Genomic DNA, 23001 nt, shown 5'->3' with positions numbered 1-23001 from the left:
GTTGGATCAGAGGCCGTTGGCCGCCTTGAACTCGCGACGACGACGGTGCAGGACCGGCTCAGTGTAGCCGTTGGGCTGTTTGGTGCCTTCGATCACCAGTTCAACCGCGGCCTGGAAGGCGATGTTGCTGTCGAAGTTCGGCGCCAATGGACGGTACAGCGGGTCGTTGGCGTTCTGGCGGTCAACCACCGGCGCCATGCGCTTGAGGCTTTCCATGACCTGCTCTTCAGTGACGATGCCGTGACGCAGCCAGTTGGCGATGTGCTGACTGGAAATGCGCAGCGTGGCACGGTCTTCCATCAGGCCGACGTCGTTGATGTCCGGCACTTTCGAGCAGCCGACACCCTGGTCGATCCAGCGCACCACATAACCGAGAATGCCCTGGGCGTTGTTGTCCAGTTCGTTCTTGATCTGCTCGGCGCTCCACTGCGGGTTGACCGCCAGCGGGATGGTCAGGATGTCGTCGACCGAGGCGCGCGCACGCTTGGCCAGTTCGGCCTGGCGAGCGAACACGTCGACCTTGTGGTAGTGCAGCGCGTGCAGGGCGGCTGCGGTTGGCGACGGGACCCAGGCGGTGTTGGCGCCAGCCAGTGGGTGAGCGACTTTCTGCTCGAGCATGGCGGCCATCAGGTCAGGCATTGCCCACATCCCTTTGCCGATTTGCGCGCGACCTTGCAGGCCGGTGCTCAGACCGATGTCGACGTTCCAGTTCTCGTAGGCGCCGATCCATTTCTCGGCTTTCATGTCAGCCTTGCGCACCATCGGCCCGGCTTCCATGGAGGTGTGGATTTCGTCGCCGGTGCGGTCGAGGAAGCCGGTGTTGATGAACACCACACGCTCGCTGGCGGCCTTGATGCAGGCCTTGAGGTTGATCGTGGTACGACGCTCCTCGTCCATGATCCCGACTTTGAGGGTGTTGCGTGGCAACTGCAGAACGTCTTCGATGCGGCCGAACAGTTCATTGGTGAACGCCGCTTCTTCCGGACCGTGCATTTTCGGTTTAACGATGTAGACCGACCCGGTACGGCTGTTCTTGCGCGTCGTGTTGCCGTTCAGGCTGTGGATCGCCGCGAGGTTGGTCACCAGACCGTCGAGGATGCCTTCAGGGACTTCATTGCCGTCCTTGTCGAGGATCGCGTCGATGGTCATCAGGTGCCCGACGTTACGCACGAACAGCAACGACCGACCGTGCAGGCTCAGCTCGCTGCCATCCGGCGCGGTGTAGGTGCGGTCGGGGTTCATGGTGCGGGTGAACGACTGGCCGCCCTTGCTGACTTCTTCCGACAGATCGCCCTTCATCAGGCCGAGCCAGTTACGGTAGATCACCACCTTGTCATCGGCATCGACAGCGGCGACCGAGTCTTCGCAGTCCATGATGGTGGTCAGTGCGGCTTCCATCAGCAGGTCTTTGACGCCGGCTGCGTCGGTCTGGCCGACCGGGGTGCTGGCGTCGATCTGGATTTCGAAGTGCAGGCCGTTGTGCTTGAGCAGCACGGCAGTCGGTGCCTTGGCCGTGCCGTGGAAGCCGATCAGTTGTGCGTCGTTGCGCAAGCCGCTGTTGCTGCCGCCTTTGAGCGCGACCACCAGTTTGCCATCAACGATGCTGTAGCCGGTGGAGTCGACATGGGAGCCGGCAGCCAGTGGCGCGGCTTCGTCGAGGAAGGCGCGGGCGAAGGCGATGACTTTGTCGCCACGCACCTTGTTGTAGCCTTTGCCTTTTTCCGCGCCATCGGCTTCGCTGATGGCGTCGGTGCCGTAGAGCGCGTCGTACAACGAACCCCAGCGGGCGTTCGAGGCATTGAGAGCGAAGCGGGCGTTCATCACCGGGACCACCAGTTGTGGGCCGGCCATGCGGGCGATTTCTTCATCGACGTTTTGCGTCGTAGCCTGGAAATCGACCGCTTCTGGCAGCAGATAACCGATGTCTTGCAGGAAGGCTTTGTAGGCCACGGCGTCGTGCGCCTGGCCTGCACGCTCCTGGTGCCAGGCATCGATACGGGCCTGGAAATCATCGCGTTTGGCGAGTAGGGCTTTGTTCTTCGGCGCCAGGTCATGAATGACCTTGTCGGCACCGGCCCAGAATTGTTCGGCGGTGAGGCCGGTTCCGGGAATGGCTTCGTTGTTCACGAAGTCGAACAGGACTTTGGCGACCTGCAGGCCACCGACTTGAACGTGTTCAGTCATTGCTTGCCTCACTCTGCTCAGCTATTTCGCTTTTCAGCTCTTCAATTTTGACCATCAAGCCCCTGGCCATTTAAACCACAAACCCGTCTACCAGTACATGCCATTGCGGGCGGCTGGGTTTGGCTCGATCAACGGCTTGGAGGCCTTGCTGACAGGGCTTTCAGGGTTGCGATCAGGCCCGCGGCAGGCATCGATCGAGGATTATGTAGTGCGCGCTGCGGCATACTACATGATGAACTGCGGTTGTGAAAATTAGACTAATTACGTCGTTCTGCGACCCCATGACGCATTGCAGTCACGACGGGGCACAGGATGTTCTCAAAAAACCAGTGGATTGTTCCAGTTAAATATAAAAAGTTGTACACGATTTGTGCTTCGCCCGGATCGGCGGTGCCCCCATCGCGAGCAGGCTCGCTCCTACACGGGGAGTACAATTCCCCTGTAGGAGCGAGCCTGCTCGCGATGGGGCCTTCTCATTCAACGCAGCAATCCCTGTTGCCTATACTTGCCTCTCGACCAGAAAAATCATGACCAGAGGGCTGCGCCATGGATCATCTCGTACTCACCGTATTCGCCCCGGACAAAGCCGGTCAGGTCGAGCGCATCGCCCAATGCATTGCCGAGCATGGCGGCAACTGGCTGGAAAGCCGCATGTCGCGGATGGCCGGGCAATTCGCCGGGATTCTGCGGGTGGGGGTTCCGGCCGAGGCTTACGACGAATTGGTGGATGCGCTGCAGGCGTTATCCAGCCAGGGGATCCGGGTGCTGATTGCCGAAAGCGGCATTGAACAGGCCTGTACCTGGAAGCCAATCGCCATGGAGTTGGTGGGCAACGATCGGCCAGGGATTGTGCGTGACATCACGCGTCTACTCAGTGAGCAGGGAGTGAGTCTGGAACGTCTGGTCACCGAAGTACGGCCGGCGCCGATGAGCAGTGAGCCGCTGTTTCATGCCGAGGCCATTCTGGCGGTGCCCTTGACCCTGTCGCTGGATGTCTTGCAGTCACGCCTGGAGACTCTGGCAGACGATTTGATGGTGGAACTGGTACTGCGCAGCGACTCTTGAGCGTTATCCAAGGAAATCCTGCACCTGCCTGTGGATAAGCTGTAGAGACCGCTCTGCAGCCCCGGCGGGCCGGGCCTCTGCGGAAGTTGATCAAAAAACCAGCAATTTCAAGCGCTTGTGCACAAACGGCGGGGATCACGCTGTGGATAACCTTGGGAAGGATGCTTGCAGGCCACGGTTGCCATGGCCTGCAAGGCTTTGTGCAGTTTTTGATCAGCGACGTCGACGCAAACTCAGCCATGCATCGACGCTGTACACCGCCAGGCCTGCCCAGATAAACATGAAGGCGATCAGGGTACTGGACGAGAGGTGCTCGCCAAACAGCAGCACCGCCTGCAACAGCACCAGGGTCGGCGCCAGGTATTGCAGGAAGCCCAGGGTGGTGTAGGGCAGGTCGCGCGCGGCGGCGTTGAAGCAGACCAGCGGCACCAGGGTGACCGGCCCGGCGGCGATCAGCCACCAGGCTTCGCTGGTCGTCCAGAACTCGGGTTGGGCGGTCATTGCGGTTTGGTTGAACAACAGCCAGGCGATGGCCAGCGGCACCAGCATCCAGGTTTCCACCACCAGGCCGGGCAGCGCCTTGACGGGGGCCTGCTTGCGGATCAAGCCGTAGAAGCCGAACGTCAACGCCAGCACCAGCGATACCCATGGCAAGCTGCCGACTTGCCACACCTGCTGCGCCACACCGACCGCCGCCAGTCCCACGGCAACCCACTGCATGCGCCGCAACCGTTCGCCGAGGATCAGCATGCCCAGCAACACGTTGACCAGCGGGTTGATGTAATAACCCAGGCTGGCTTCGAGCATGCGCCCGTTGTTCACCGACCAGACGTAGGTCAGCCAGTTGGCGGCGATCAGCGTGCCGCTCAGGGCGAGGATCGCCAGGCGTTTGGGGTTGTCTCGCAATTCCCGCCACCAGCCGGGATGCTTCCAGACCATGAGCAACAGGCCACCGAACAGCGCTGACCAGATCGCCCGGTGAATGATGATCTCCACGGCGGGCACGCTGGCGATGGCTTTGAAATAGAGCGGGAACAAGCCCCAGATGATGTAGGCGGTCAGGCCCAGAACGTAACCGCGACGCAGGTTGGCGGCTGGCATGCAGAATCCTTGCTTAGGTAGCTAACAAAGCAAGGATTGTAAGGAGATTTGTCTGCAAATGTCCTGCTGTATTGGTTGGGTATTTGTGAACAACAGAACCTGTAGGAGCAGCCCGGGCGGCGTTCCTACAGTGATTAGTTTTCCACAGTGGAATTCGGGGTGATTCAAAACAACTTCAACGGCTCTTCATTCAGCGCCGCTAACTGCTCACGCAGGGCCAGTACCTGATCGCCCCAGTACCGTTCGCTGCCAAACCACGGGAAGCTGCGCGGGAACGCCGGGTCGTCCCAGCGGCGTGCCAGCCAGGCGCTGTAGTGCATCAGGCGCAAGGCGCGCAGGGGTTCGATCAAGGCCAGTTCGCGAGGGTTGAAGTCGTGGAATTCGCTGTAACCGTCCATCAGCTCCGAGAGTTGGCCCAGACAATCCTGGCGATCGCCGGCGAGCATCATCCACAAGTCCTGCACCGCCGGGCCCATGCGGCAGTCATCGAGGTCGACGATGTGGAACATCTCGTCGCGGCACATCATGTTGCCCGGGTGGCAATCGCCGTGCATGCGGATGTTCTGGTGCGGGGTGTCGTTGTAGACCTCTTGCACGCGCTTGAGCAGGTCGCGGGCCACCGATTCGTAGGCCGGCAGCAGGCTGCGCGGTACGAAATTGCCTTCGAGCAAGGTATTCAGTGAATCTTCGCCGAAGTTTTTCACTCCCAGCGCTTCGCGGTGCTCGAACGGGCGGGTCGAGCCCACGGCGTGCAAGCGCCCGAGCAACTGTCCGAGGCGATACAGCTGGTCGAGATTGCCAGGCTCCGGCGCCCGTCCGCCACGACGAGGAAACAGGGTGAAGCGAAAGCCGTTGTGTTCGTGCAGGGTTTCGCCGTTGTGAATCAGCGGTGCGACCACCGGCACCTCGACCTCGGCCAGTTCGAAAGTGAACCGGTGCTCTTCGAGGATCGCTTCGTTGCTCCAGCGCTGCGGGCGATAGAACTTGGCGATCAGCGGTTCGCTGTCTTCGATGCCGACTTGATAGACGCGGTTCTCGTAGCTGTTCAGCGCCAGGATGCGCGCGTCGCTGAGAAAACCGATGCTTTCAACGGCATCGAGTACGAGGTCTGGGGTGAGGGTTTCAAACGGGTGGGCCATGCTGACTCCTGCGCGCAGCAGGCTGCTGCGTCCGGCCAGACATGGTAGCGCAGACAATGCGGTTGTAGGAACGAGCGCCCGCTTGCGGCCTGCTCGCGATGGCGGCCTTGAACCTTGCGATATCAGTGCCTAGGCCATCGTGGGCAAGCCCCGGGCGGCGTTCCGACGATTATGGCGCGATCAGGCGCCGACGATCCCGCCATCTTCACGCCGAATCGCCATCACCGACGAGCGCGGCTTGCCATTGGGCAAATGCTCGGGGAAGGTCGAGCCGCCGTTTTCACCAGGATGCTGAATCCCGACGAACAGGGTTTTCTGGTCAGGAGAGAAGCTGATCCCGGTCACTTCACAGCCGACCGGACCGACCATGAAACGGCGGATTTCACCGCTGGCCGGGTCGGCGCAGAGCATCTGGTTGTTGCCCATGCCGGCGAAGTCGCCGCTGTTGCTGGAGTCGCCATCAGTGAGGATCCACAGGCGCCCGGCCTTGTCGAAACCCAGGCCATCAGGACTGTTGAACATATTCTGCGGAGTGATGTTCGCGGAGCCCGCCTTGGCCGTGCCCGCATGCACCGTCGGGTTGCCGGCGACCACGAACAGGTCCCAGGCGAAGGTCATGGATGCATGATCGTCGCCAGCGGTGTGCCAGCGCAGAATCTGCCCGTAGACGTTCTTCTCCCGTGGGTTGGGGCCGCCCACCGGCTGCCCGTCTTCGCCACGTTTGACGTTGTTGGTCAGGGTGCAATAGACCTGGCCATCGGTAGGGCTGACAACAATCCATTCCGGGCGGTCCATGCGCGTGGCGCCGACCACAGTGGCCGCCAGTCGCGCATGAATCAGCACTTCGGCCTGGTCGGCGAAACCGCTGCTGGCGTCGATGCCGTTTTTGCCATGGCTCAACTCGATCCACTGGCCCTGGCCCTTGGGGCGATCAGGGTTGCTGTCGCCAGCGTCGAAGCGGGCGACGTACAGGGTGCCGTGGTCGAGCAGATTGTGATTGGCCTTGGGGTTCTTGTGGTCGATCTTGTCGCGGCTGACGAACTTGTAGATGAACTCACCGCGTTCGTCGTCGCCCATGTAGACCACGGCGCGGCCGTCATGGGTTTCGGCAAGGGCGGCGTTTTCGTGCTTGAAACGGCCCAGGGCGGTGCGCTTGACCGGCGTCGATTGCGGGTCGAACGGATCGATTTCCACCACCCAGCCATGGCGGTTGAGTTCGTTGGGGTTCTTTGCCATGTCAAAGCGCGGGTCGTGAGGGTGCCAGTTGATTTCCTTGCTGGCGGCCACCACGCCGTAGCGTTTTTGCGCGGCGTCGAACTTCTGCTCCGGGTTGCTGCTGCCGAAACAGTCGGTGAAATTCTCTTCGCACGTCAGATAAGTGCCCCACGGGGTCTTGCCGTTGGCGCAGTTCTGGAACGTGCCCAGTACCCGTTCACCCTTGGGGTCGGCAGCGGTCTTGAGCAACGCGTGACCGGCGGCCGGACCACCGACGCGGATCGGCGCATTGCCGTGGATGCGGCGGTTGTAGCGCGAGCCCTGGACGAAGTGCCACTGGCCGTCCTTGCGCTGCACTTCGATCACTGACACCCCTTCGCACGCCTGGGCCTTGTGCACTTCTTCCGCCGACTGCGGCATGCCGCCATGGGGGTAGAGGTAGCGGTAGTTGGTGTATTCGTTGTTGATGGCCATCAGCGCACGGTTGTCGTCACCGGGAAACGGGAACAGGCTCATGCCGTCATTGTTGTCGCCGAACTGGACTTCCTGCTGCAGCGCCGTGCCGTTGCCCGAAGGGTCGAACGCAGGGCCGTCTTTCTGCAGGGGCTGGCCCCAGCTGATCAGCACCGAGGCGGTGTAGCCGGTCGGCAGGCTGAGGGTGTCGCTGGTGGCGGCGGCAATGCTTTCAAAGCCGAGCAGTTTGCTCGAAGCGGCGCTGACGCTGGCAGCCAATACGCTGCGACTGAGCAGGTTGCCGCCCAGGAACAAGGCCGCTGCACTGAGTGCGCCGGCACTGATAAAGCCGCGGCGGCTGAGGCCAACGATCTGTTCGAGGTCGGTGGCTTGGTTTTCTTCTAATAGGCTCACATCAGGCTCCCTGCTGGTTTTGGCAGTCACCTTAATGTCGAATCATGACGTAATTGTTTCAGTCGGCCGCTTAGAGCGGCGTGCCGATCAGCACATTGGACGGCGAGAATTGCACCTGCACCGGTTGGCCGGGCAAAAGACCCTTGGTGCGCAGGTACATGGGCTCGGCCAGCGCGCAGAGGGTCTGGCCGTTAGCCAGGCTGATGCGCACTTCGCTGGGGCCATCGTCTGCGTCGAGGATTTGTTCAAGCGTCCCGGTCAAGTGGTTGTAGCCCGGGGTTGGCGCTTGGTCGAGGGGCAGCAACTCCAGCCAGCCGGCCTTGATCAGCGCCACCACTTCGGTGCCGGTTTGCAGGTCCAGGCGCTGGGTGCTGTCGTGGGTAATTTGTGCGTGCAATGTCAGACCTTCGGCCAGGGTCAAGGTGATCAGGTCGTTGCGGCCTTGGGCCTCGATGCCCGCGACGGTGCCGTGCAACTGGTTGCGCGCGCTGGTGCGCAGCATCAGGCGTCCGAGCAGGTCGAGATCGCTGGCATCTTCGGCGGCTTCCAGTACTTGCGCCTGCAAGGTTTGCAAGCGCTGGTACAGGCGCAGCACTCGCTCACCTTCACTGGAAAGTCGCGCACCGCCGCCGCCCTTGCCGCCGACGCTGCGCTCCACCAGTGGCTTTTGCGCCAGGTTGTTCATTTCATCGATGGCATCCCACGCCGCCTTATAGCTGAGCCCGGCGCTTTTCGCGGCGCGGGTGATCGAACCCTGTTCAGCAATGTGCTGCAGCAGCGCTATGCGTTGCGGGCGACGGACGATGTGTTGGGACAACAAGCTGGGTAGGGACATGAATTGGACTACGGGCGCGGGTAATAAGACAGGACGTTGGCCGCTCGACGCCTCGCCGTCAAGCCGGATCGCCGGGTTTCGCGGTGCGCGCCAGGCAATACACATCGACCCGGCTGGCGCCGGCGTCCATCAATAACCGCGCCAGAGTGCGTGCGGTGGCGCCTGTGGTCAGGACGTCGTCGACCAACGCCAGGTGTCGCCCGCGAATCGTCGCCTGCGGGTGCAGGGCAAAGGCTCTGCGCAAGTTGTGCTGGCGGGCCTTGGCGTTCAGGTCCTGCTGGGCGCTGGTGTCCTGGGTGCGAATGACCAGTTGCTCATCACAGGCGATCTCAAGGTTGTCACTGAGCCATCGAGCCAGCATCGCGGCCTGGTTGAACCCTCGTCGACGCAAGCGCTTGCGTGACAGCGGCACGGGGATCAGCGCGCAAGGACGTGGTAGATCCTCAGAGAAGCGAAAATGCAGTGATTGAACGAGAAGTTCGGCCAACAGGTGGCCATAGGGCCAGTTGGCGGAGTGCTTGAAGCGGGTGATCAGGCTGTCGATGGGAAACCCGTAAGTCCAGGGTGCCACGACCTGGGTAAAGGCCGGCGGGACCTTTAGGCATTGGCCGCAGGTGAGGCCATTTATCGGCAAGGGCAGGGCACAGATTTGGCAGGCGTCGCCCAGCCAAGGCAATTCGCTTTCGCACGGCGTACAAATGGGAAGTTGGGTGTCGGAAGCTTCGCCGCATAGCAAACAGAGCTGATTGTTTTTTAGCCAGATGTAAACCTGTCCTTTGTGATGAGGTTGACAGTGCATGACTCTTCCTTAAATATGCTGAAACATCCGTGTTGTGTCTGTGGGTTTCGTCTTGTTGCCCGGACACGTTTCAAGCATCAAGCATAAGAAAGGAAATGAACCGATGAGCGCCAGCATCACCGCCAAATTGCGTCACGATTGGTCCTTGGCCGAAGTCAAAGCGCTGTTCGTTCAGCCTTTCAATGACTTGTTGTTCCAGGCGCAGACGGTGCACCGCGCGCATTTCGATGCCAACCGCGTCCAGGTTTCGACCCTGTTGTCGATCAAGACCGGTGCCTGCCCGGAAGATTGCAAATACTGTCCGCAGTCCGGTCACTACAACACCGGCCTGGAAAAAGAAAAACTGATGGAAGTGCAGAAGGTCCTCGAAGAGGCCGCTCGCGCCAAGGCCATTGGCTCTACCCGTTTCTGCATGGGTGCGGCGTGGAAGCATCCGTCGGCCAAGGACATGCCGTACGTGTTGAAAATGGTCGAAGGCGTCAAGGCCATGGGCCTGGAAACCTGCATGACCCTCGGCCGTCTCGATCAGGAGCAGACCGCTGCCCTGGCCAAGGCCGGTCTCGACTACTACAACCACAACCTCGACACCTCGCCGGATTTCTACACCAGCATCATCACCACCCGTACCTACAGCGAGCGCCTGCAAACCCTGGCGTACGTGCGTGATTCGGGGATGAAGATCTGCTCCGGCGGGATTCTCGGCATGGGCGAGTCGCTGGATGACCGCGCCAATCTGCTGATCCAGTTGGCCAACCTGCCTGAGCATCCGGAGTCGGTGCCGATCAACATGTTGGTGAAGGTGGCCGGTACGCCGCTGGAAAACGCGGACGACGTCGACCCGTTCGATTTCATTCGCATGCTCGCCGTGGCCCGCATCCTGATGCCGCAATCCCATGTGCGGTTGTCGGCCGGTCGTGAAGCGATGAACGAGCAGATGCAGGCCCTGGCATTCCTTGCCGGCGCCAACTCGATTTTCTACGGCGACAAATTGCTGACCACCGCCAACCCGCAAGCCGACAAGGACATGCAACTGTTCTCACGCCTGGGCATCCTCCCCGAAGCCCGCGAAGAGCACGCCGACGAGGTGCACCAGGCGGCCATCGAACAGGCGCTGGTGGAGCAGAAGAGCAGCGAGCAGTTTTATAACGCTGCGGTTTGACCGGGCCTGACCGACCCCTTGTAGGAGCGAGCCTGCTCGCGATTGCGGACTGACATTCAAAAAAGATGTCGGCTGATCCATTGCCATCGCGAGCAGGCTCGCTCCTACAGGGGCTGCGTCCGTTCTGATTCATGTGATTCAACTGTCGAGGCCTGCATGTCTTTCGATCTCGCCGCACGCCTGGCTGCCCGTCGCGCGGACAATCTTTATCGCCAGCGTCCACTGCTTGAATCCCCCCAGGGGCCGCAGGTAGTGGTCGATGGCCAGCCTTTGTTGGCCTTCTGCAACAACGACTACCTGGGCCTGGCCAATCACCCGCAGGTGATCGAAGCCTGGCGTGCCGGAGCCGAACGCTGGGGCGTGGGCGGCGGCGCGTCGCATCTGGTGATCGGTCACAGCACCCCGCATCACGTCCTCGAAGAAGCCTTGGCCGATTTGACCGGACGTCCGCGGGCGCTGCTGTTTACCACCGGTTACATGGCCAACCTCGGCGCGGTCACCGCGTTGGTGGGACAGGGCGATACGGTGCTGGAGGATCGCCTCAACCATGCCTCGCTGCTGGACGCGGGACTGTTGTCTGGTGCACGTTTCAACCGCTATCTGCACAACGACGCCGACAGCCTGGCCAAACGCCTGGAAAAGGCCACCGGCAACACCCTGGTGGTCACCGATGGCGTGTTCAGCATGGATGGCGATATTGCCGATCTGCCAGCGCTGGTCCGAGAAACCCGGGCCAAGGGCGCGTGGCTGATGGTCGACGACGCCCACGGTTTTGGTCCTTTGGGTGCCAATGGCGGCGGCATTGTCGAGCATTTCGGCTTGAGCCAGGAGGATGTGCCGGTGCTGGTCGGTACCCTCGGCAAGGCGTTCGGCACGGCGGGTGCGTTTGTCGCGGGCAGTGAAGAGCTGATCGAAAGTCTGATCCAGTTCGCCCGGCCCTACATCTACACCACCAGTCAGCCGCCGGCGCTGGCCTGCGCGACCCTCAAGAGCCTCGAGCTGCTGCGCAGCGAGCATTGGCGGCGTGAGCATCTGCAGGTATTGATCAAACAGTTCCGCCGGGGTGCCGAGCAGATCGGATTGCAACTGATGGACAGTGCGACGCCGATCCAGCCGATCATGATTGGTGATGCCGGACGGGCGATGCTTTTTTCGCAACTGCTGCGTCAACGCGGATTGCTGGTCACGGCAATTCGTCCACCGACCGTGCCCGCCGGCAGTGCGCGCTTGCGCGTGACCCTGACCGCCGCCCACAGCGAAGCCCAGGTCGAGCTATTGTTACAAGGTCTTGCCGATTGTGTTGAGCAACTGGGAGCGACCTCGGACTATGCGTGATCGACTGATTCTGTTGCCCGGTTGGGGCCTCGGTATCTCCCCGATGGAGCCGCTGGCGGCTGCCCTGCAGGGATTGGACGAACACCTGCGAGTGGAGATTGAGCCGCTGCCGGAGCTGGACGCCAGCGATCTTGAGGAATGGCTGGAGGAACTCGATGCCAGCGTGCCACAGGATGCCTGGCTGGGTGGCTGGTCGCTGGGCGGCATGCTCGCCAGTGAGTTGGCGGCGCGCCGTGGCGACCGCTGTTGCGGCCTGCTGACCCTGGCGAGCAATCCGGCGTTTGTCGCCCATGAGCAATGGCCGACCGCGATGCCCGGTGAAACCTTCGATCAGTTTCTCGCTGGCTGCAGCGCCGATCCGCGCAGCACCCTCAAGCGCTTCAGCCTGCTGTGTGCCCAGGGCGCCGAAGATCCTCGCGGTCTGTCGCGGCTGCTGTCGGGCGGCGCACCGAGCACCTCGGGCACGGTGTTGATGGCCGGGCTGGAGTTGTTGGCGCAACTGGACACGCGTAAGGCGCTGCAGGCCTTTCGCGGGCCGCAGTTGCATCTGTTTGCCGGGCTCGATGGGCTGGTCCCGGCCGAGGCGGCCAGCGCGTTGTTGGCGCTACTTCCGGATGTCGAAATTGGTCTGATTGAACAGGCCAGTCACGCGTTCCTTCTGGAGGATCCCCACGGAGTGGCGGGGGCGATCCAGGCCTTTTTGCATGAGAGCGGTGATGACTGATTTGGCTTTCCCCAAACTGCCCGGTGGCCTGCCCGACAAACGTCAGGTGGCTGCGTCCTTTTCCCGCGCCGCGGCCAGCTATGACAGCGTCGCCGAGTTGCAGCGCGACGTTGGCAGCGAATTGCTCAGGCGCCTGCCCACCGATCACGCTCCGCAGCGGTGGTTGGACCTGGGTTGCGGCACCGGTTACTTCAGCCGCGCACTGGCCGAGAGCTTCAGCCTGGGAGAAGGGCTGGCGCTGGACATCGCCGAAGGCATGCTCAATCACGCCCGGCCGCTGGGTGGCGCGCAGTATTTCATTGCTGGCGATGCCGAGCGCCTGCCCCTGCAGGACGCCAGTTGCGACCTCGTGTTCTCCAGCCTGGCGGTGCAGTGGTGCGCCGATTTCGCAGCGGTGCTGAACGAGGCGTATCGGGTGCTCAAACCGGGCGGTGTGCTGGCCTTTGCCAGCCTGTGTGTCGGCACCTTGTACGAATTGCGCGACAGCTGGCGTCAGGTGGATGGCATGGTCCACGTCAACCGTTTCCGTGAGTTCAGTCGCTATCAGCAATTGTGTGCCGACAGCAGTTTCAGCCTGCTGAGCCTGCAAAGTTGCCCACATGTGCTGCACTACCCCGATGTGCGCAGCCTGACCCATGAACTCAAGGCCCTGGGCGCGCATAATCTCAATCCCGGGCGACCGGGCGGACTGACCGGAAGGGCGCGGATCAGTGGCTTGATTGGCGCCTACGAGCACTTTCGTCAGGCGCAAGGACTGCCCGCGACCTATCAGGTGGTTTACGCCGTACTGGAGAAACCTCGATGAGCGCTGCCTATTTCATCACCGGCACCGACACCGATGTCGGCAAAACCACCGTCGCCGCCGGCTTGCTGCACGCTGCACGCCAGGCTGGCTTGAGCACGGCGGCGGGCAAACCGGTGGCCTCCGGCTGCGAGGTGACCCCCAAAGGCCTGCGCAATGCCGATGCCTTGGCGTTACTGGCAGAATGCTCGTTGCCGCTGACCTACGCCGAAGTCAATCCGTTGGCCTTCGAACCGGCCATCGCTCCGCACCTGGCAGCCCGCGAGGCAGGCGTGGCATTGACGGTGCAGGCGCTGAAGGCGCCGATGCGGCACATCCTCGAGAAACAAGCCGACTTCACCCTGATCGAGGGCGCGGGAGGCTGGCGGGTGCCCTTGGCTGGCCAGGACAATTTGTCGGACCTGGCCATGGCTCTGGACCTGCCGGTGATCCTCGTGGTCGGGGTGCGCCTGGGCTGCATCAGCCATGCCCTGCTGACCGCCGAGGCGATTGCCAATGATGGCCTGCAACTGGCGGGCTGGGTGGCGAATATCATCGATGCGAAGACTTCTCGGCTTGAAGAAAACCTCGCCACCCTAGCCGAGCGCCTGCCCGCGCCATGCCTGGGGCGGGTGCCGAAGCTCAAGGTAGTGACGGCAGAAGCGGTAGCGCAACACTTGCAACTGGACTTGCTGGACTAGTTTCGGCCTATCACAAGGCACTGTGCCATTAGTGTTTTTGTCGGGCGTTTCCCGCCCGGCTCTGCTTCAATGATGGTTGGTTTGCAAGATGGAGTAATCCCATGGACATTTCGGGAAGCACGGCTTATTACCCTGGCCTGAGCGCGATCAGCGCAGGCCAGAACCGCGTCGATCAGGCCGCCAGCCAGATCGCCACCACCTACGTTGAACGGGCTGCCGGCAGCCAGTCTTCGGAGGCCCAGGTCGACCGCCTGCGTGGGGTGGACCGCAGTCAGCAGTCTGACGTCGCCAGCCAGCGCGTGGAAATGGCCCAAGGTAAATTGCAGGTGGAACTGGGCGTCAACGTGGCCAAGGCCGCGGATGAAATGCTTGGCACATTGATCGATACCTACGCTTGATTCCTTTCTGATCCCTACCCGGCGACGCCATTCTCCCGGCAGTCGCTCGGGCGTCTCCCTCGCGTTCAACTAATCTTTCCTACAGTCTCTGCCGCGATCTACAGCGGTTGCGCGGCTGTGTGCCCGTGCATTTGAGGAAGTGGATGACAGACGGCAAAAGATCGACGCTTGACAAGATTTCGGCGTAAACGTATGTTTCAAACAACTGTTTGACCGTCACAACAAATCATCGCGGTCGTTCATTCCCGGTTACATCAGCAGAGGTTTATCGCTATGCCTGACTACAAGGCCCCCTTGCGTGATATTCGCTTCGTTCGTGACGAGCTGCTCGGCTACGAGGCGCACTATCAGAGCCTTCCGGCTTGCCAGGACGCTACCCCGGACATGGTTAACGCCATTCTCGAGGAAGGCGCCAAGTTTTGTGAGCAGGTGCTGGCGCCGCTGAACCGCGTGGGTGACACCGAAGGCTGCACCTGGAGCGAGTCGGGCGTGAAGACGCCGACTGGTTTCAAGGAAGCCTACAAGCAATTCGTAGAAGGCGGCTGGCCGAGCCTGGCGCATGACGTCGAGCACGGCGGTCAGGGCCTGCCGGAGTCGCTGGGTCTGGCAGTCAGTGAAATGGTCGGCGAGTCCAACTGGTCGTGGGGCATGTACCCAGGCCTGTCCCATGGCGCGATGAACACCATTTCCGAGCACGGTACGCCAGAGCAGCAAGAGGCTTACCTGACCAAACTGGTGTCCGGCGAATGGACCGGCACCATGTGCCTGACCGAACCGCACTGCGGCACCGACCTGGGCATGCTGCGCACCAAGGCCGAACCTCAGGCCGACGGTTCCTACAAAGTTTCCGGCACCAAGATCTTCATCTCGGCCGGTGAACACGACATGGCCGACAACATCGTCCACATCGTCCTGGCGCGCCTGCCGGATGCACCGGCTGGCACCAAAGGCATTTCGCTGTTTATCGTGCCGAAATTCCTGCCTAACGCCGACGGCACCGTGGGTGCGCGCAACGCGGTGTCCTGTGGTTCCCTGGAACACAAAATGGGTATCCACGGCAACGCTACCTGCGTGATGAACTTCGACGAGGCCACCGGTTTCCTGATCGGCCCGGCGAACAAAGGCCTGAACTGCATGTTCACCTTCATGAACACCGCTCGCCTGGGCACCGCGCTGCAAGGCCTGGCCCACGCCGAAATCGGTTTCCAGGGCGGCCTGAAGTACGCTCGCGATCGCCTGCAAATGCGCTCCCTGACTGGCCCGAAAGCGCCAGACAAAGCTGCTGATCCGATCATCGTGCACCCTGATGTACGCCGCATGTTGTTGACCATGAAGGCATTCGCCGAAGGCAACCGCGCCATGGTGTACTTCACCGCCAAGCAAGTGGACATCGTCAAATACGGTGTCGACGAAGAAGAGAAAAAGAAAGCCGACGCCCTGCTGGCTTTCATGACGCCGATCGCCAAGGCCTTCATGACCGAAGTCGGCTTCGAGTCGGCCAACCACGGCGTACAGATCTATGGTGGCCACGGTTTCATCGCCGAGTGGGGCATGGAGCAGAACGTTCGCGACAGCCGTATTTCCATGCTGTACGAAGGCACCACGGGCATCCAGGCACTCGACCTGCTGGGCCGTAAAGTGCTGATGACTCAAGGCGAAGCCCTCAAAGGCTTCACCAAGATCGTGCACAAGTTCTGCCAGACCAACGAAGGCAACGAAGCAGTCAAAGAGTTCGTCGCACCACTGGCAGCACTGAACAAGGAGTGGGGTGAGTTGACCATGAAGGTCGGCATGGCCGCCATGAAGGACCGCGAAGAAGTCGGCGCGGCTTCCGTGGACTACCTGATGTACTCCGGTTATGCCTGCCTGGCTTACTTCTGGGCCGACATGGCGCGCCTGGCTGCCGAGAAACTGGCTGCCGGCACCACCGATGAGGCGTTCTACACCGCCAAGTTGCAGACTGCGCGTTTCTACTTCCAGCGCATCCTGCCGCGGACCCGCACTCACGTTGCAACCATGCTGTCGGGCGCCAACAACCTGATGGACATGAAAGAAGAAGACTTCGCCCTGGGTTACTAAGCCCTACGCAGTCCTTCGACAAGCCGCTGCTTCTTCGGGAGCAGCGGCTTTTTTTTACCTGAAATAACGCGATACAGATCTGCGGGTAAAACCCTTCAATCCCGGGTTCGGTCGGCCGCTAAACAAAAGTGACATCACTTTCATGTACTGTCGTGCCAAGAATGACGGCATAATGCCACTATTCGATTTGCCGGGCCGGAGCTTTACCTTTGCCGCGTTCCTCTGCTGTACGTTTCAGTCACTTTCTGCCCTCGGTGCTGTTACTGCTGGCGGGGCTGGCGGCGGCTTACGTCAGGGACCTCAACGTATTCTTTACGTCGCTGTTCAATGTCCTGCCGACCCTGGTGCTGTTGCTCGGCGGTGCCTACTGCGCGGTGTATCGGCGCCAGCGGGAGTTGTTCCTGATGGTCACGGTGTATATCGCCTACTTCCTGCTCGACACCCAGACCGATTACTACCGTGACTTCGGTCAGGTGCGGGTGGATGCGGCGGTGGTGTTTCATCTCTGCTGCCTGCTCTTGCCCTTGATGTACGGCACTTTCGCTGCGTGGCAGGAGCGCACTCACTTGTTCCAGGACATGGTGGCGCGTTTCGCCGTGCTGTTTGCCGTCGGCGGTGTGGCTCTGGGGTTGGAGCAAAGTTATCCCCAGGCGCTGCAAAGCTGGCTCGCCGAAATCCGCTGGCCGGCGCTGCACGGTGCCTGGATGAGTCTGATCCAGCTGTCGTATCCGGCGTTCATCGCCGCCTTCCTGTTGCTGGCATTCCAGTACTGGCGCCATCCACGGCCGCTGCACGCGGCGCAACTGGTGGGCTTGCTCGGGTTGTTCTGGATGCTGCCCAAGACCTTCATCCTGCCCTTCACCCTGAACATCATGTGCAGCCAGGTGATGCTGATGATCGCTGCGGCGGTTGCGCATGAGGCTTATCAGATGGCGTTTCGCGATGAGCTGACCGGCTTGCCCGGACGGCGGGCGCTGAATGAACGTTTGCAGCGCCTGGGCCGTAACTATGTATTGGCCATGAGCGACGTCGATCACTTCAAGAAATTCAACGACACCCACGGCCACGACGTCGGTGACCAGGTCCTGCGCCTGGTGGCCAGCAAGCTGTCGAAAATTGGTGGTGGCGGCCGTGCCTATCGTTATGGCGGGGAAGAGTTTGCTCTGGTGTTCGCGGCGCGTTCGCTCGAAGAATGCCTGCCGCACCTGGAGGAAATCCGCGAGTCGATTGCCAGCTACCAGATGCACCTGCGCAATCAGGACAGTCGCCCCAAGGACGATCAGCAGGGTCGCCAGCGGCGCTCCGGTGCCAGCGCCTCGGTGGTCTCGGTGACGGTCAGCATTGGCGTGGCCGAACGCCTCGAGCAGCGCACGCCGGACCAGGTGCTGAAAAGCGCCGACCAGGCGCTCTACAGTGCCAAGGGCGCGGGGCGAAATTGTGTCATGGCCTTCGGTCAGAACCGCCGTGGCGCGGTGCGCAGCGCCGAGGCTGTGGATTGAGTGATGATGACGCATTCAGCGTCTGCACGGTGATTGTCCAGGGTGATGCGGGGCAGTAGTTTGGTCTGATCTGCTGACTGAGGAATGACCATGCCTGAGTACAAAGCTCCCCTGCGTGACATGCGTTTTCTGATCGACCACGTGTTTGATTTCCACGCCAACTACGCTGCGCTGGGCGCCGTTGACGCCAGCCCGGACATGATCAGCGCGATTCTCGAGGAGGGTGCGCGGTTCTGCGAAAACGTGCTGGCGCCGTTGAATCGCTCGGGTGACGAAGAGGGCTGTCATTTCGACAATGGCGTGGTGACCACGCCCAAGGGTTTCAAGCAGGCCTTCGCCCAGTATGTCGAAGGTGGCTGGCACGGTCTGGCGGCGGATCCGGTCTATGGCGGCCAGGGCTTGCCGAGTTCGCTGGGGCTGGTGATCAGTGAAATGGTCGGCTCCAGCAACACCTCCTGGGGCATGTACCCGGGGCTGACCCACGGTGCGATGTCGGCGATCCACGCTCACGGCACCGAGCAGCAGAAAAGCATCTACCTGAGCAAACTCACGGCCGGGCAATGGACCGGCACCATGTGCCTGACCGAGGCCCATTGCGGCACCGACCTGGGCATTATCAAAACCCGCGCGGTACCACAGGCCGACGGCAGTTACGCGATCTCCGGCAGCAAGATTTTCATCTCTGCCGGCGAGCACGACATGAGCGACAACATCATTCACCTGGTGCTGGCCAAGTTGCCGGATGCACCGGCCGGGACCAAGGGCATCTCGCTGTTTATCGTGCCTAAGTTTTTGCCCGATGCAGCGGGCGAGGCCGGAGTGCGTAACGGCGTGTCCTGTGGCTCGATTGAACACAAGATGGGCATCAAGGCGTCGGCCACTTGCGTGCTGAACTTCGATGGCGCCACCGGGTTCCTGATTGGCGAGGCGAACAAGGGCCTCAATTGCATGTTCACCATGATGAACCACGCCCGGCTCGGCACCGGCATGCAGGGCTTGTGTCTGGGTGAAGCGAGCTTCCAGGGGGCGATTAAATACGCCAACGAGCGCCTGCAGATGCGCGCGTTGACCGGACCCAAGGCGCCGGAAAAGGCCGCCGATCCGATCATCGTCCACCCCGATGTGCGCCGCATGCTGTTGACCATGAAAGCCTTCAACGAAGGCAATCGGGCGCTGACCTATTTCACCGCACAACTGCTCGATGCCGCGCATCTGTCGGCCGACCCCGGCCAGCGCCAGGACGCCGAGGACCTGTTGGCGTTCCTCACGCCGATCTGCAAAGCGTTCATGACCGAGACCGGCCTGGAGGTGACCAACCATGGCATGCAGGTGTTTGGCGGCCACGGGTTTATCCGCGAGTGGGGCATGGAACAGCTTGTGCGCGACTGCCGCATTGCACCGATCTATGAGGGCACCAACGGCATTCAGGCACTGGATCTGCTGGGGCGCAAAGTGCTGGGCAGCCAGGGCAAGCTGCTGCGCGGCTTTACTAAGATTGTCCACAAATTCTGCGAAGCCAACGCCGAGCATCCACAACTCAAGGCATATGTGGCACAGCTCGATGGACTCAATCGGCAGTGGGGCGAGTTGACCACGCAGGTCGGCATGGCGGCGATGAAGAATCCCGACGAGGTCGGTGCTGCCGCGCTGGATTACCTGATGTACAGCGGTTACATCGTCCTGGCTTACCTGTGGTTGCGCATGGCCCTGGTGGCCCAGGCGCAATTGCAGGAAGGCGAGGGTGATGAAGAGCTTTGCCAGGGCAAGCTGGCCACCTGTGAGTTCTACTTCAAGCGTCTGCTGCCGCGCACTGCCACCCATCGCGCCGCCGTGGAGGCGGGCAGCGATTGCCTGATGAAGTTGCCGGCCGAGTTGTTCGCGCTCTAAAAGCAGCGGCGAATCGCCAAGGCCGCCGTCTGCAGTAAACCTGCCGCTATGCTGGTAGTCGTTGCTGCGGGCGGCGGCTTTTTTGTTGATGACTAAAAATTACAAACAAGTCACGAGTTGACCCTATGTGTCGCAAAAGTTGTTCGGGTACACTCGGGGACTTGTTTGAATCCCGATCCTGGGACTCACTTTTCATGTTCTTGCGAGGTTTGCCATGGCTGACTACAAAGCGCCCCTGCGCGATATGCGCTTCGTCCTCAATGAAGTGTTCGAGGTCGCCAAGCTGTGGGCTGAACTCCCGGCGCTGGCCGACACCGTCGATGCTGAAACCGTCGAGGCGATCCTCGAGGAGGCCGGCAAAGTCACCAGCAAAAGTATCGCGCCGCTGAGCCGTTCTGCTGACGAAGAAGGTTGCCACTGGAGCGACGGTGCCGTGACCACTCCGGCCGGTTTCCCACAGGCCTATCAGACTTATGCTGAAGGTGGTTGGGTCGGCGTCGGCGGTGATCCTGCCTTCGGTGGCATGGGCATGCCCAAGGCGGTCTCAGCCCAAGTCGAGGAAATGGTCAACTCCGCCAGCCTGTCATTCGGCCTGTATCCGATGCTCACCGCCGGCGCTTGCCTGTCGATCAATGCCCACGCCAGCGAAGAGCTGAAAGCCGCTTACCTGCCGAACATGTACGCCGGCGTCTGGGCCGGCTCCATGTGCCTGACCGAGCCCCACGCCGGTACCGACCTGGGGATCATCCGCACCAAGGCCGAACCGCAGGCCGATGGTTCGTACAAGGTCAGCGGCACCAAGATTTTCATCACCGGCGGTGAGCACGACCTGACCGAAAACATCATTCACCTGGTGTTGGCCAAACTGCCGGATGCGCCGGCGGGGCCGAAAGGCATTTCGCTGTTCCTGGTGCCGAAATTCATGGTCAACGCCGATGGCAGCCTGGGTGCGCGCAACCCGGCCAACTGCGGTTCGATTGAACACAAGATGGGCATCCAGGCGTCCGCCACCTGTGTCATGAACTTTGACGAAGCCGTTGGTTACCTGGTCGGCGAGCCGAACAAAGGGCTGGCGGCGATGTTCACCATGATGAACTACGAGCGCCTGGGTGTCGGCATTCAGGGCCTGGCTACGGGCGAGCGGTCGTACCAGAACGCCGTCGAGTACGCCCGTGATCGTCTGCAAAGCCGTGCGCCAACCGGCGCGCAGAACAAGGACAAGGTCGCCGACCCGATCATCGTCCATCCGGACGTACGCCGCATGCTGTTGACCATGAAAGCCTCGAACGAAGGCGGTCGCGCGTTCTCCACCTATGTCGCCATGCAACTCGACACCGCCAAGTTCAGCGAAGACGCGGCCACCCGCAAGCGCGCCGAGGACCTGGTGGCGTTGCTGACGCCTGTGGCTAAGGCTTTCCTCACCGACCTCGGCCTGGAAACCACGGTGCACGGCCAGCAAGTGTTCGGCGGCCATGGCTACATCCGCGAGTGGGGCCAGGAGCAACTGGTGCGCGACGTGCGTATCACCCAGATCTACGAAGGCACCAACGGTATTCAGGCGCTGGACCTGGTGGGGCGCAAGGTGGTCGGTAGCGGCGGTGCTTTCTATAAGTTGTTTGCCGATGAAATCCGTCACTTCACTGCAACCGCCAATGCTGACCTCAGCGAATTCATCCAGCCGTTGAACGCGGCAGTGGACACTCTCGACGAGTTGACGGCGTGGTTGCTGGATCGGGTAAAAAACAACCCGAACGAAATCGGTGCGGCCTCGGTCGAATACTTGCAGGTGTTCGGTTATGTCGCTTATGCCTACATGTGGGCGCTGATGGCCAAGGCCGCTTTCGGTAAGGAGACAGAGGACGATTTCTATGCCAGCAAACTGGGCACCGCACGCTTCTACTTTGCCCGCCTGCTACCACGGATTCACTCGCTGAGCGCCTCGGTCAAGGCCGGTAGCGAGTCGTTGTACCTGCTGGATGCAGGGCAATTCTGAGGAATGTAACCGCATGTAAGCATTTGCTTACGTGACGTGCTGCTGTTCTCCCCTGTTCGCAGATTGGATCCGAAGCTAATCTAGCTCACATGGACGTCGCGCAGGAAGCGCAAAGCAACAACACGGACACGTAGGATTCTGCCAGGACGGCGGAGTGAAATGGATGTCAGGGAAACAGTCTGCAAAGCCCCGCTTCGGCGGGGTTTTCTTTGGTCTCAAGAAAAGTTGCCTTCGTTTTTCACCCCTGTACGTCGAGCACGCCAGGGTTCGCCAAGCGCCCGTCCGGGCCATGCATCACCTCCTCCAGCAGATTGCGTAACAACTCCAGCGTCGCTTGCTGGCGTTGCACATCGCGACAGACCAGGCCGATCTTCAGCGGCACTCGCGGCTCACTCAAAGGTTTCCACAGCAGCGCCCGATTGGCGTGTTCCTGTTGCGAACGCCCGGGTAGGACGGTTGCCAACCGGGTGTGCGGCAAGCTGTCGAGAATCCCCGCCATATTGTTCAGTTCGGCCTGCACTTGCGGGCGGCGTCCGAGGCTGGCCAGTTGCCCCTGCCAGATCTGGCGGATCTGGAATTCTTCGCCCAACAGCAGCATCGGCAGTTCGGCCGCCTGACTCATGGAGACTTTCTTGAATTCCCGCAGTGGATGGTCGTTGGGGATGACCAGGGTCAGTTCATCTTCGTACAGCAACACCCCATGCAGACCCGGCTGGCGCGGCGGCAGATAGCTGATGCCAATGTCCAGCGAGCCGTTGAGCAGGCGCCTTTCGATTTCCAGCCCGGTCAATTCGTAGATCTGCACCACCAGATGAGGTTGCGCGGTGCGCACCCGTTCGAGCATTTTCGGCACCAGGCTGGTATGCACGGTCTGCAGCACGCCGATGGCCAGGGTGCGCAGGGCTTGGCCCTTGAAGTTGCCCAACGCCTCGCGGGCCCGCTGCAAGCCGTCGAGCAGGGGCAGGGCGTGGTTGTACAGGGTGTGCGCGGCCAGGGTCGGTAGCAGGCGTTTGCTGCTGCGCTCGAACAGGCTGACGTCGAGGTTCTGTTCCAGTTGGCGGATCTGCTGCGAAAGCGCCGGTTGGGAGATCGACAGGCGTTCGGCGGCCCGCCCGACATGGCCTTCTTCGTACACCGCGACGAAATAACGCAGTTGTTTAAAATCCATAAGTATTTCTTATCGATAAAGCTGGGAAATCGAAATGGCTCAGTGCCTTGCAGAAGCCTAGTCTAACCGTAT

The 23001-nt window shown here is 61.2% G+C and carries 18 protein-coding genes; 11 read left to right on the top strand and 7 right to left on the bottom strand.

Going from position 1 to position 23001, the window contains the following annotated elements; translation table 11 throughout:
- Positions 1–6 precede the first annotated feature (6 nt).
- Positions 7–2184 carry a malate synthase G gene (locus tag KW062_RS26930; protein WP_027617125.1) on the bottom strand — a complete coding sequence of 726 codons (2178 nt, stop codon included), beginning with the start codon at positions 2182–2184 and terminating at the stop codon, positions 7–9.
- Positions 2185–2730: 546 nt separating this feature from the next.
- Between KW062_RS26930 and KW062_RS26925 the strand changes: the two genes are divergently transcribed.
- Positions 2731–3249, top strand: coding sequence for a glycine cleavage system protein R (locus KW062_RS26925; RefSeq protein ID WP_027617126.1), 519 nt, complete (start codon positions 2731–2733; stop codon positions 3247–3249).
- Between the two features lie 213 nt (positions 3250–3462).
- On the opposite strand, the gene rarD is transcribed toward KW062_RS26925, so the two are convergent.
- The 5 genes from rarD to KW062_RS26900 form a co-directional block, all read right to left on the bottom strand.
- Positions 3463–4350, bottom strand: a complete 888-nt coding sequence (rarD, locus tag KW062_RS26920) for an EamA family transporter RarD (protein ID WP_027617127.1) — start codon at positions 4348–4350, stop codon at positions 3463–3465.
- A 164-nt stretch (positions 4351–4514) separates the two neighbouring features.
- The gene (locus tag KW062_RS26915) at positions 4515–5489 is read right to left on the bottom strand and encodes a serine/threonine protein kinase (RefSeq protein ID WP_027617128.1); all 975 of its coding nucleotides are present in this window, start codon (positions 5487–5489) and stop codon (positions 4515–4517) included.
- Between the two features lie 180 nt (positions 5490–5669).
- A complete protein-coding gene (locus tag KW062_RS26910; protein WP_027617129.1) occupies positions 5670–7571 on the bottom strand; it encodes a PhoX family protein in 1902 nt (633 codons plus the stop codon).
- Positions 7572–7641: 70 nt separating this feature from the next.
- Positions 7642–8406 carry a TOBE domain-containing protein gene (locus KW062_RS26905; protein WP_105755179.1) on the bottom strand — a complete coding sequence of 255 codons (765 nt, stop codon included), beginning with the start codon at positions 8404–8406 and terminating at the stop codon, positions 7642–7644.
- 58 nt (positions 8407–8464) lie between these two features.
- Positions 8465–9205, bottom strand: a complete 741-nt coding sequence (locus KW062_RS26900; protein WP_105755178.1) for a ComF family protein — start codon at positions 9203–9205, stop codon at positions 8465–8467.
- 103 nt (positions 9206–9308) lie between these two features.
- On the opposite strand from KW062_RS26900, the gene bioB reads away from it, so the two are divergent.
- The 10 genes from bioB to KW062_RS26850 all read left to right on the top strand — a co-directional run bounded on the left by bioB (position 9309) and on the right by KW062_RS26850 (position 21761).
- Positions 9309–10364, top strand: coding sequence for a biotin synthase BioB (gene bioB, locus KW062_RS26895; protein WP_027617132.1), 1056 nt, complete (start codon positions 9309–9311; stop codon positions 10362–10364).
- A gap of 156 nt (positions 10365–10520) precedes the next feature.
- Positions 10521–11699, top strand: a complete 1179-nt coding sequence (gene bioF, locus KW062_RS26890; protein ID WP_027617133.1) for an 8-amino-7-oxononanoate synthase — start codon at positions 10521–10523, stop codon at positions 11697–11699.
- Positions 11692–12423 carry an alpha/beta fold hydrolase gene (locus tag KW062_RS26885; RefSeq protein ID WP_027617134.1) on the top strand — a complete coding sequence of 244 codons (732 nt, stop codon included), beginning with the start codon at positions 11692–11694 and terminating at the stop codon, positions 12421–12423. Before bioF ends, KW062_RS26885 begins: the two co-directional genes overlap by 8 nt.
- Positions 12416–13228 (top strand): malonyl-ACP O-methyltransferase BioC, encoded by an 813-nt coding sequence (gene bioC / locus KW062_RS26880; RefSeq protein WP_105755177.1) that lies wholly within the window; start codon positions 12416–12418, stop codon positions 13226–13228. Before KW062_RS26885 ends, bioC begins: the two co-directional genes overlap by 8 nt.
- A complete protein-coding gene (gene bioD, locus KW062_RS26875) occupies positions 13225–13905 on the top strand; it encodes a dethiobiotin synthase (protein WP_027617136.1) in 681 nt (226 codons plus the stop codon). Before bioC ends, bioD begins: the two co-directional genes overlap by 4 nt.
- Before the next feature lie 101 nt (positions 13906–14006).
- Positions 14007–14303 carry a hypothetical protein gene (locus tag KW062_RS26870; protein ID WP_027617137.1) on the top strand — a complete coding sequence of 99 codons (297 nt, stop codon included), beginning with the start codon at positions 14007–14009 and terminating at the stop codon, positions 14301–14303.
- Positions 14304–14576: 273 nt separating this feature from the next.
- Complete coding sequence (locus KW062_RS26865; protein WP_105755176.1) at positions 14577–16382, top strand: phenylacyl-CoA dehydrogenase; 1806 nt, start codon at positions 14577–14579, stop codon at positions 16380–16382.
- 209 nt (positions 16383–16591) lie between these two features.
- Positions 16592–17881 carry a GGDEF domain-containing protein gene (locus tag KW062_RS26860; protein WP_105755175.1) on the top strand — a complete coding sequence of 430 codons (1290 nt, stop codon included), beginning with the start codon at positions 16592–16594 and terminating at the stop codon, positions 17879–17881.
- Positions 17882–17971: 90 nt separating this feature from the next.
- Complete coding sequence (locus tag KW062_RS26855) at positions 17972–19768, top strand: acyl-CoA dehydrogenase C-terminal domain-containing protein (RefSeq protein WP_027617140.1); 1797 nt, start codon at positions 17972–17974, stop codon at positions 19766–19768.
- 214 nt (positions 19769–19982) lie between these two features.
- Positions 19983–21761 (top strand): acyl-CoA dehydrogenase C-terminal domain-containing protein, encoded by a 1779-nt coding sequence (locus KW062_RS26850; protein ID WP_027617141.1) that lies wholly within the window; start codon positions 19983–19985, stop codon positions 21759–21761.
- A gap of 238 nt (positions 21762–21999) precedes the next feature.
- On the opposite strand, the gene KW062_RS26845 is transcribed toward KW062_RS26850, so the two are convergent.
- Complete coding sequence (locus tag KW062_RS26845; RefSeq protein WP_027617142.1) at positions 22000–22929, bottom strand: LysR family transcriptional regulator; 930 nt, start codon at positions 22927–22929, stop codon at positions 22000–22002.
- Positions 22930–23001 lie beyond the last annotated feature (72 nt).

This window comes from Pseudomonas fluorescens, assembly GCF_019212185.1.
GTDB lineage: Bacteria > Pseudomonadota > Gammaproteobacteria > Pseudomonadales > Pseudomonadaceae > Aquipseudomonas.
The sequence above is the reverse complement of the archived record's forward strand: the minus strand, read 5'-3'. Positions and strand labels throughout refer to the sequence as shown.

Bases quoted from the DNA above. Each gene is read 5' to 3' on its own strand.
- KW062_RS26915 (WP_027617128.1), bottom strand. From the start codon at position 5,489: ATGGCCCACCCGTTTGAAACCCTCACCCCAGACCTCGTACTCGATGCC.
- bioC (WP_105755177.1), top strand. From the start codon at position 12,416: ATGACTGATTTGGCTTTCCCCAAACTGCCCGGTGGCCTGCCCGACAAA.
- bioD (WP_027617136.1), top strand. From the start codon at position 13,225: ATGAGCGCTGCCTATTTCATCACCGGCACCGACACCGATGTCGGCAAA.
- KW062_RS26905 (WP_105755179.1), bottom strand. From the start codon at position 8,406: ATGTCCCTACCCAGCTTGTTGTCCCAACACATCGTCCGTCGCCCGCAA.
- KW062_RS26925 (WP_027617126.1), top strand. From the start codon at position 2,731: ATGGATCATCTCGTACTCACCGTATTCGCCCCGGACAAAGCCGGTCAG.
- KW062_RS26885 (WP_027617134.1), top strand. From the start codon at position 11,692: ATGCGTGATCGACTGATTCTGTTGCCCGGTTGGGGCCTCGGTATCTCC.
- KW062_RS26850 (WP_027617141.1), top strand. From the start codon at position 19,983: ATGGCTGACTACAAAGCGCCCCTGCGCGATATGCGCTTCGTCCTCAAT.
- KW062_RS26900 (WP_105755178.1), bottom strand. From the start codon at position 9,205: ATGCACTGTCAACCTCATCACAAAGGACAGGTTTACATCTGGCTAAAA.
- rarD (WP_027617127.1), bottom strand. From the start codon at position 4,350: ATGCCAGCCGCCAACCTGCGTCGCGGTTACGTTCTGGGCCTGACCGCC.
- KW062_RS26855 (WP_027617140.1), top strand. From the start codon at position 17,972: ATGCCTGAGTACAAAGCTCCCCTGCGTGACATGCGTTTTCTGATCGAC.
- KW062_RS26930 (WP_027617125.1), bottom strand. From the start codon at position 2,184: ATGACTGAACACGTTCAAGTCGGTGGCCTGCAGGTCGCCAAAGTCCTG.
- KW062_RS26865 (WP_105755176.1), top strand. From the start codon at position 14,577: ATGCCTGACTACAAGGCCCCCTTGCGTGATATTCGCTTCGTTCGTGAC.
- bioF (WP_027617133.1), top strand. From the start codon at position 10,521: ATGTCTTTCGATCTCGCCGCACGCCTGGCTGCCCGTCGCGCGGACAAT.
- KW062_RS26845 (WP_027617142.1), bottom strand. From the start codon at position 22,929: ATGGATTTTAAACAACTGCGTTATTTCGTCGCGGTGTACGAAGAAGGC.
- bioB (WP_027617132.1), top strand. From the start codon at position 9,309: ATGAGCGCCAGCATCACCGCCAAATTGCGTCACGATTGGTCCTTGGCC.
- KW062_RS26870 (WP_027617137.1), top strand. From the start codon at position 14,007: ATGGACATTTCGGGAAGCACGGCTTATTACCCTGGCCTGAGCGCGATC.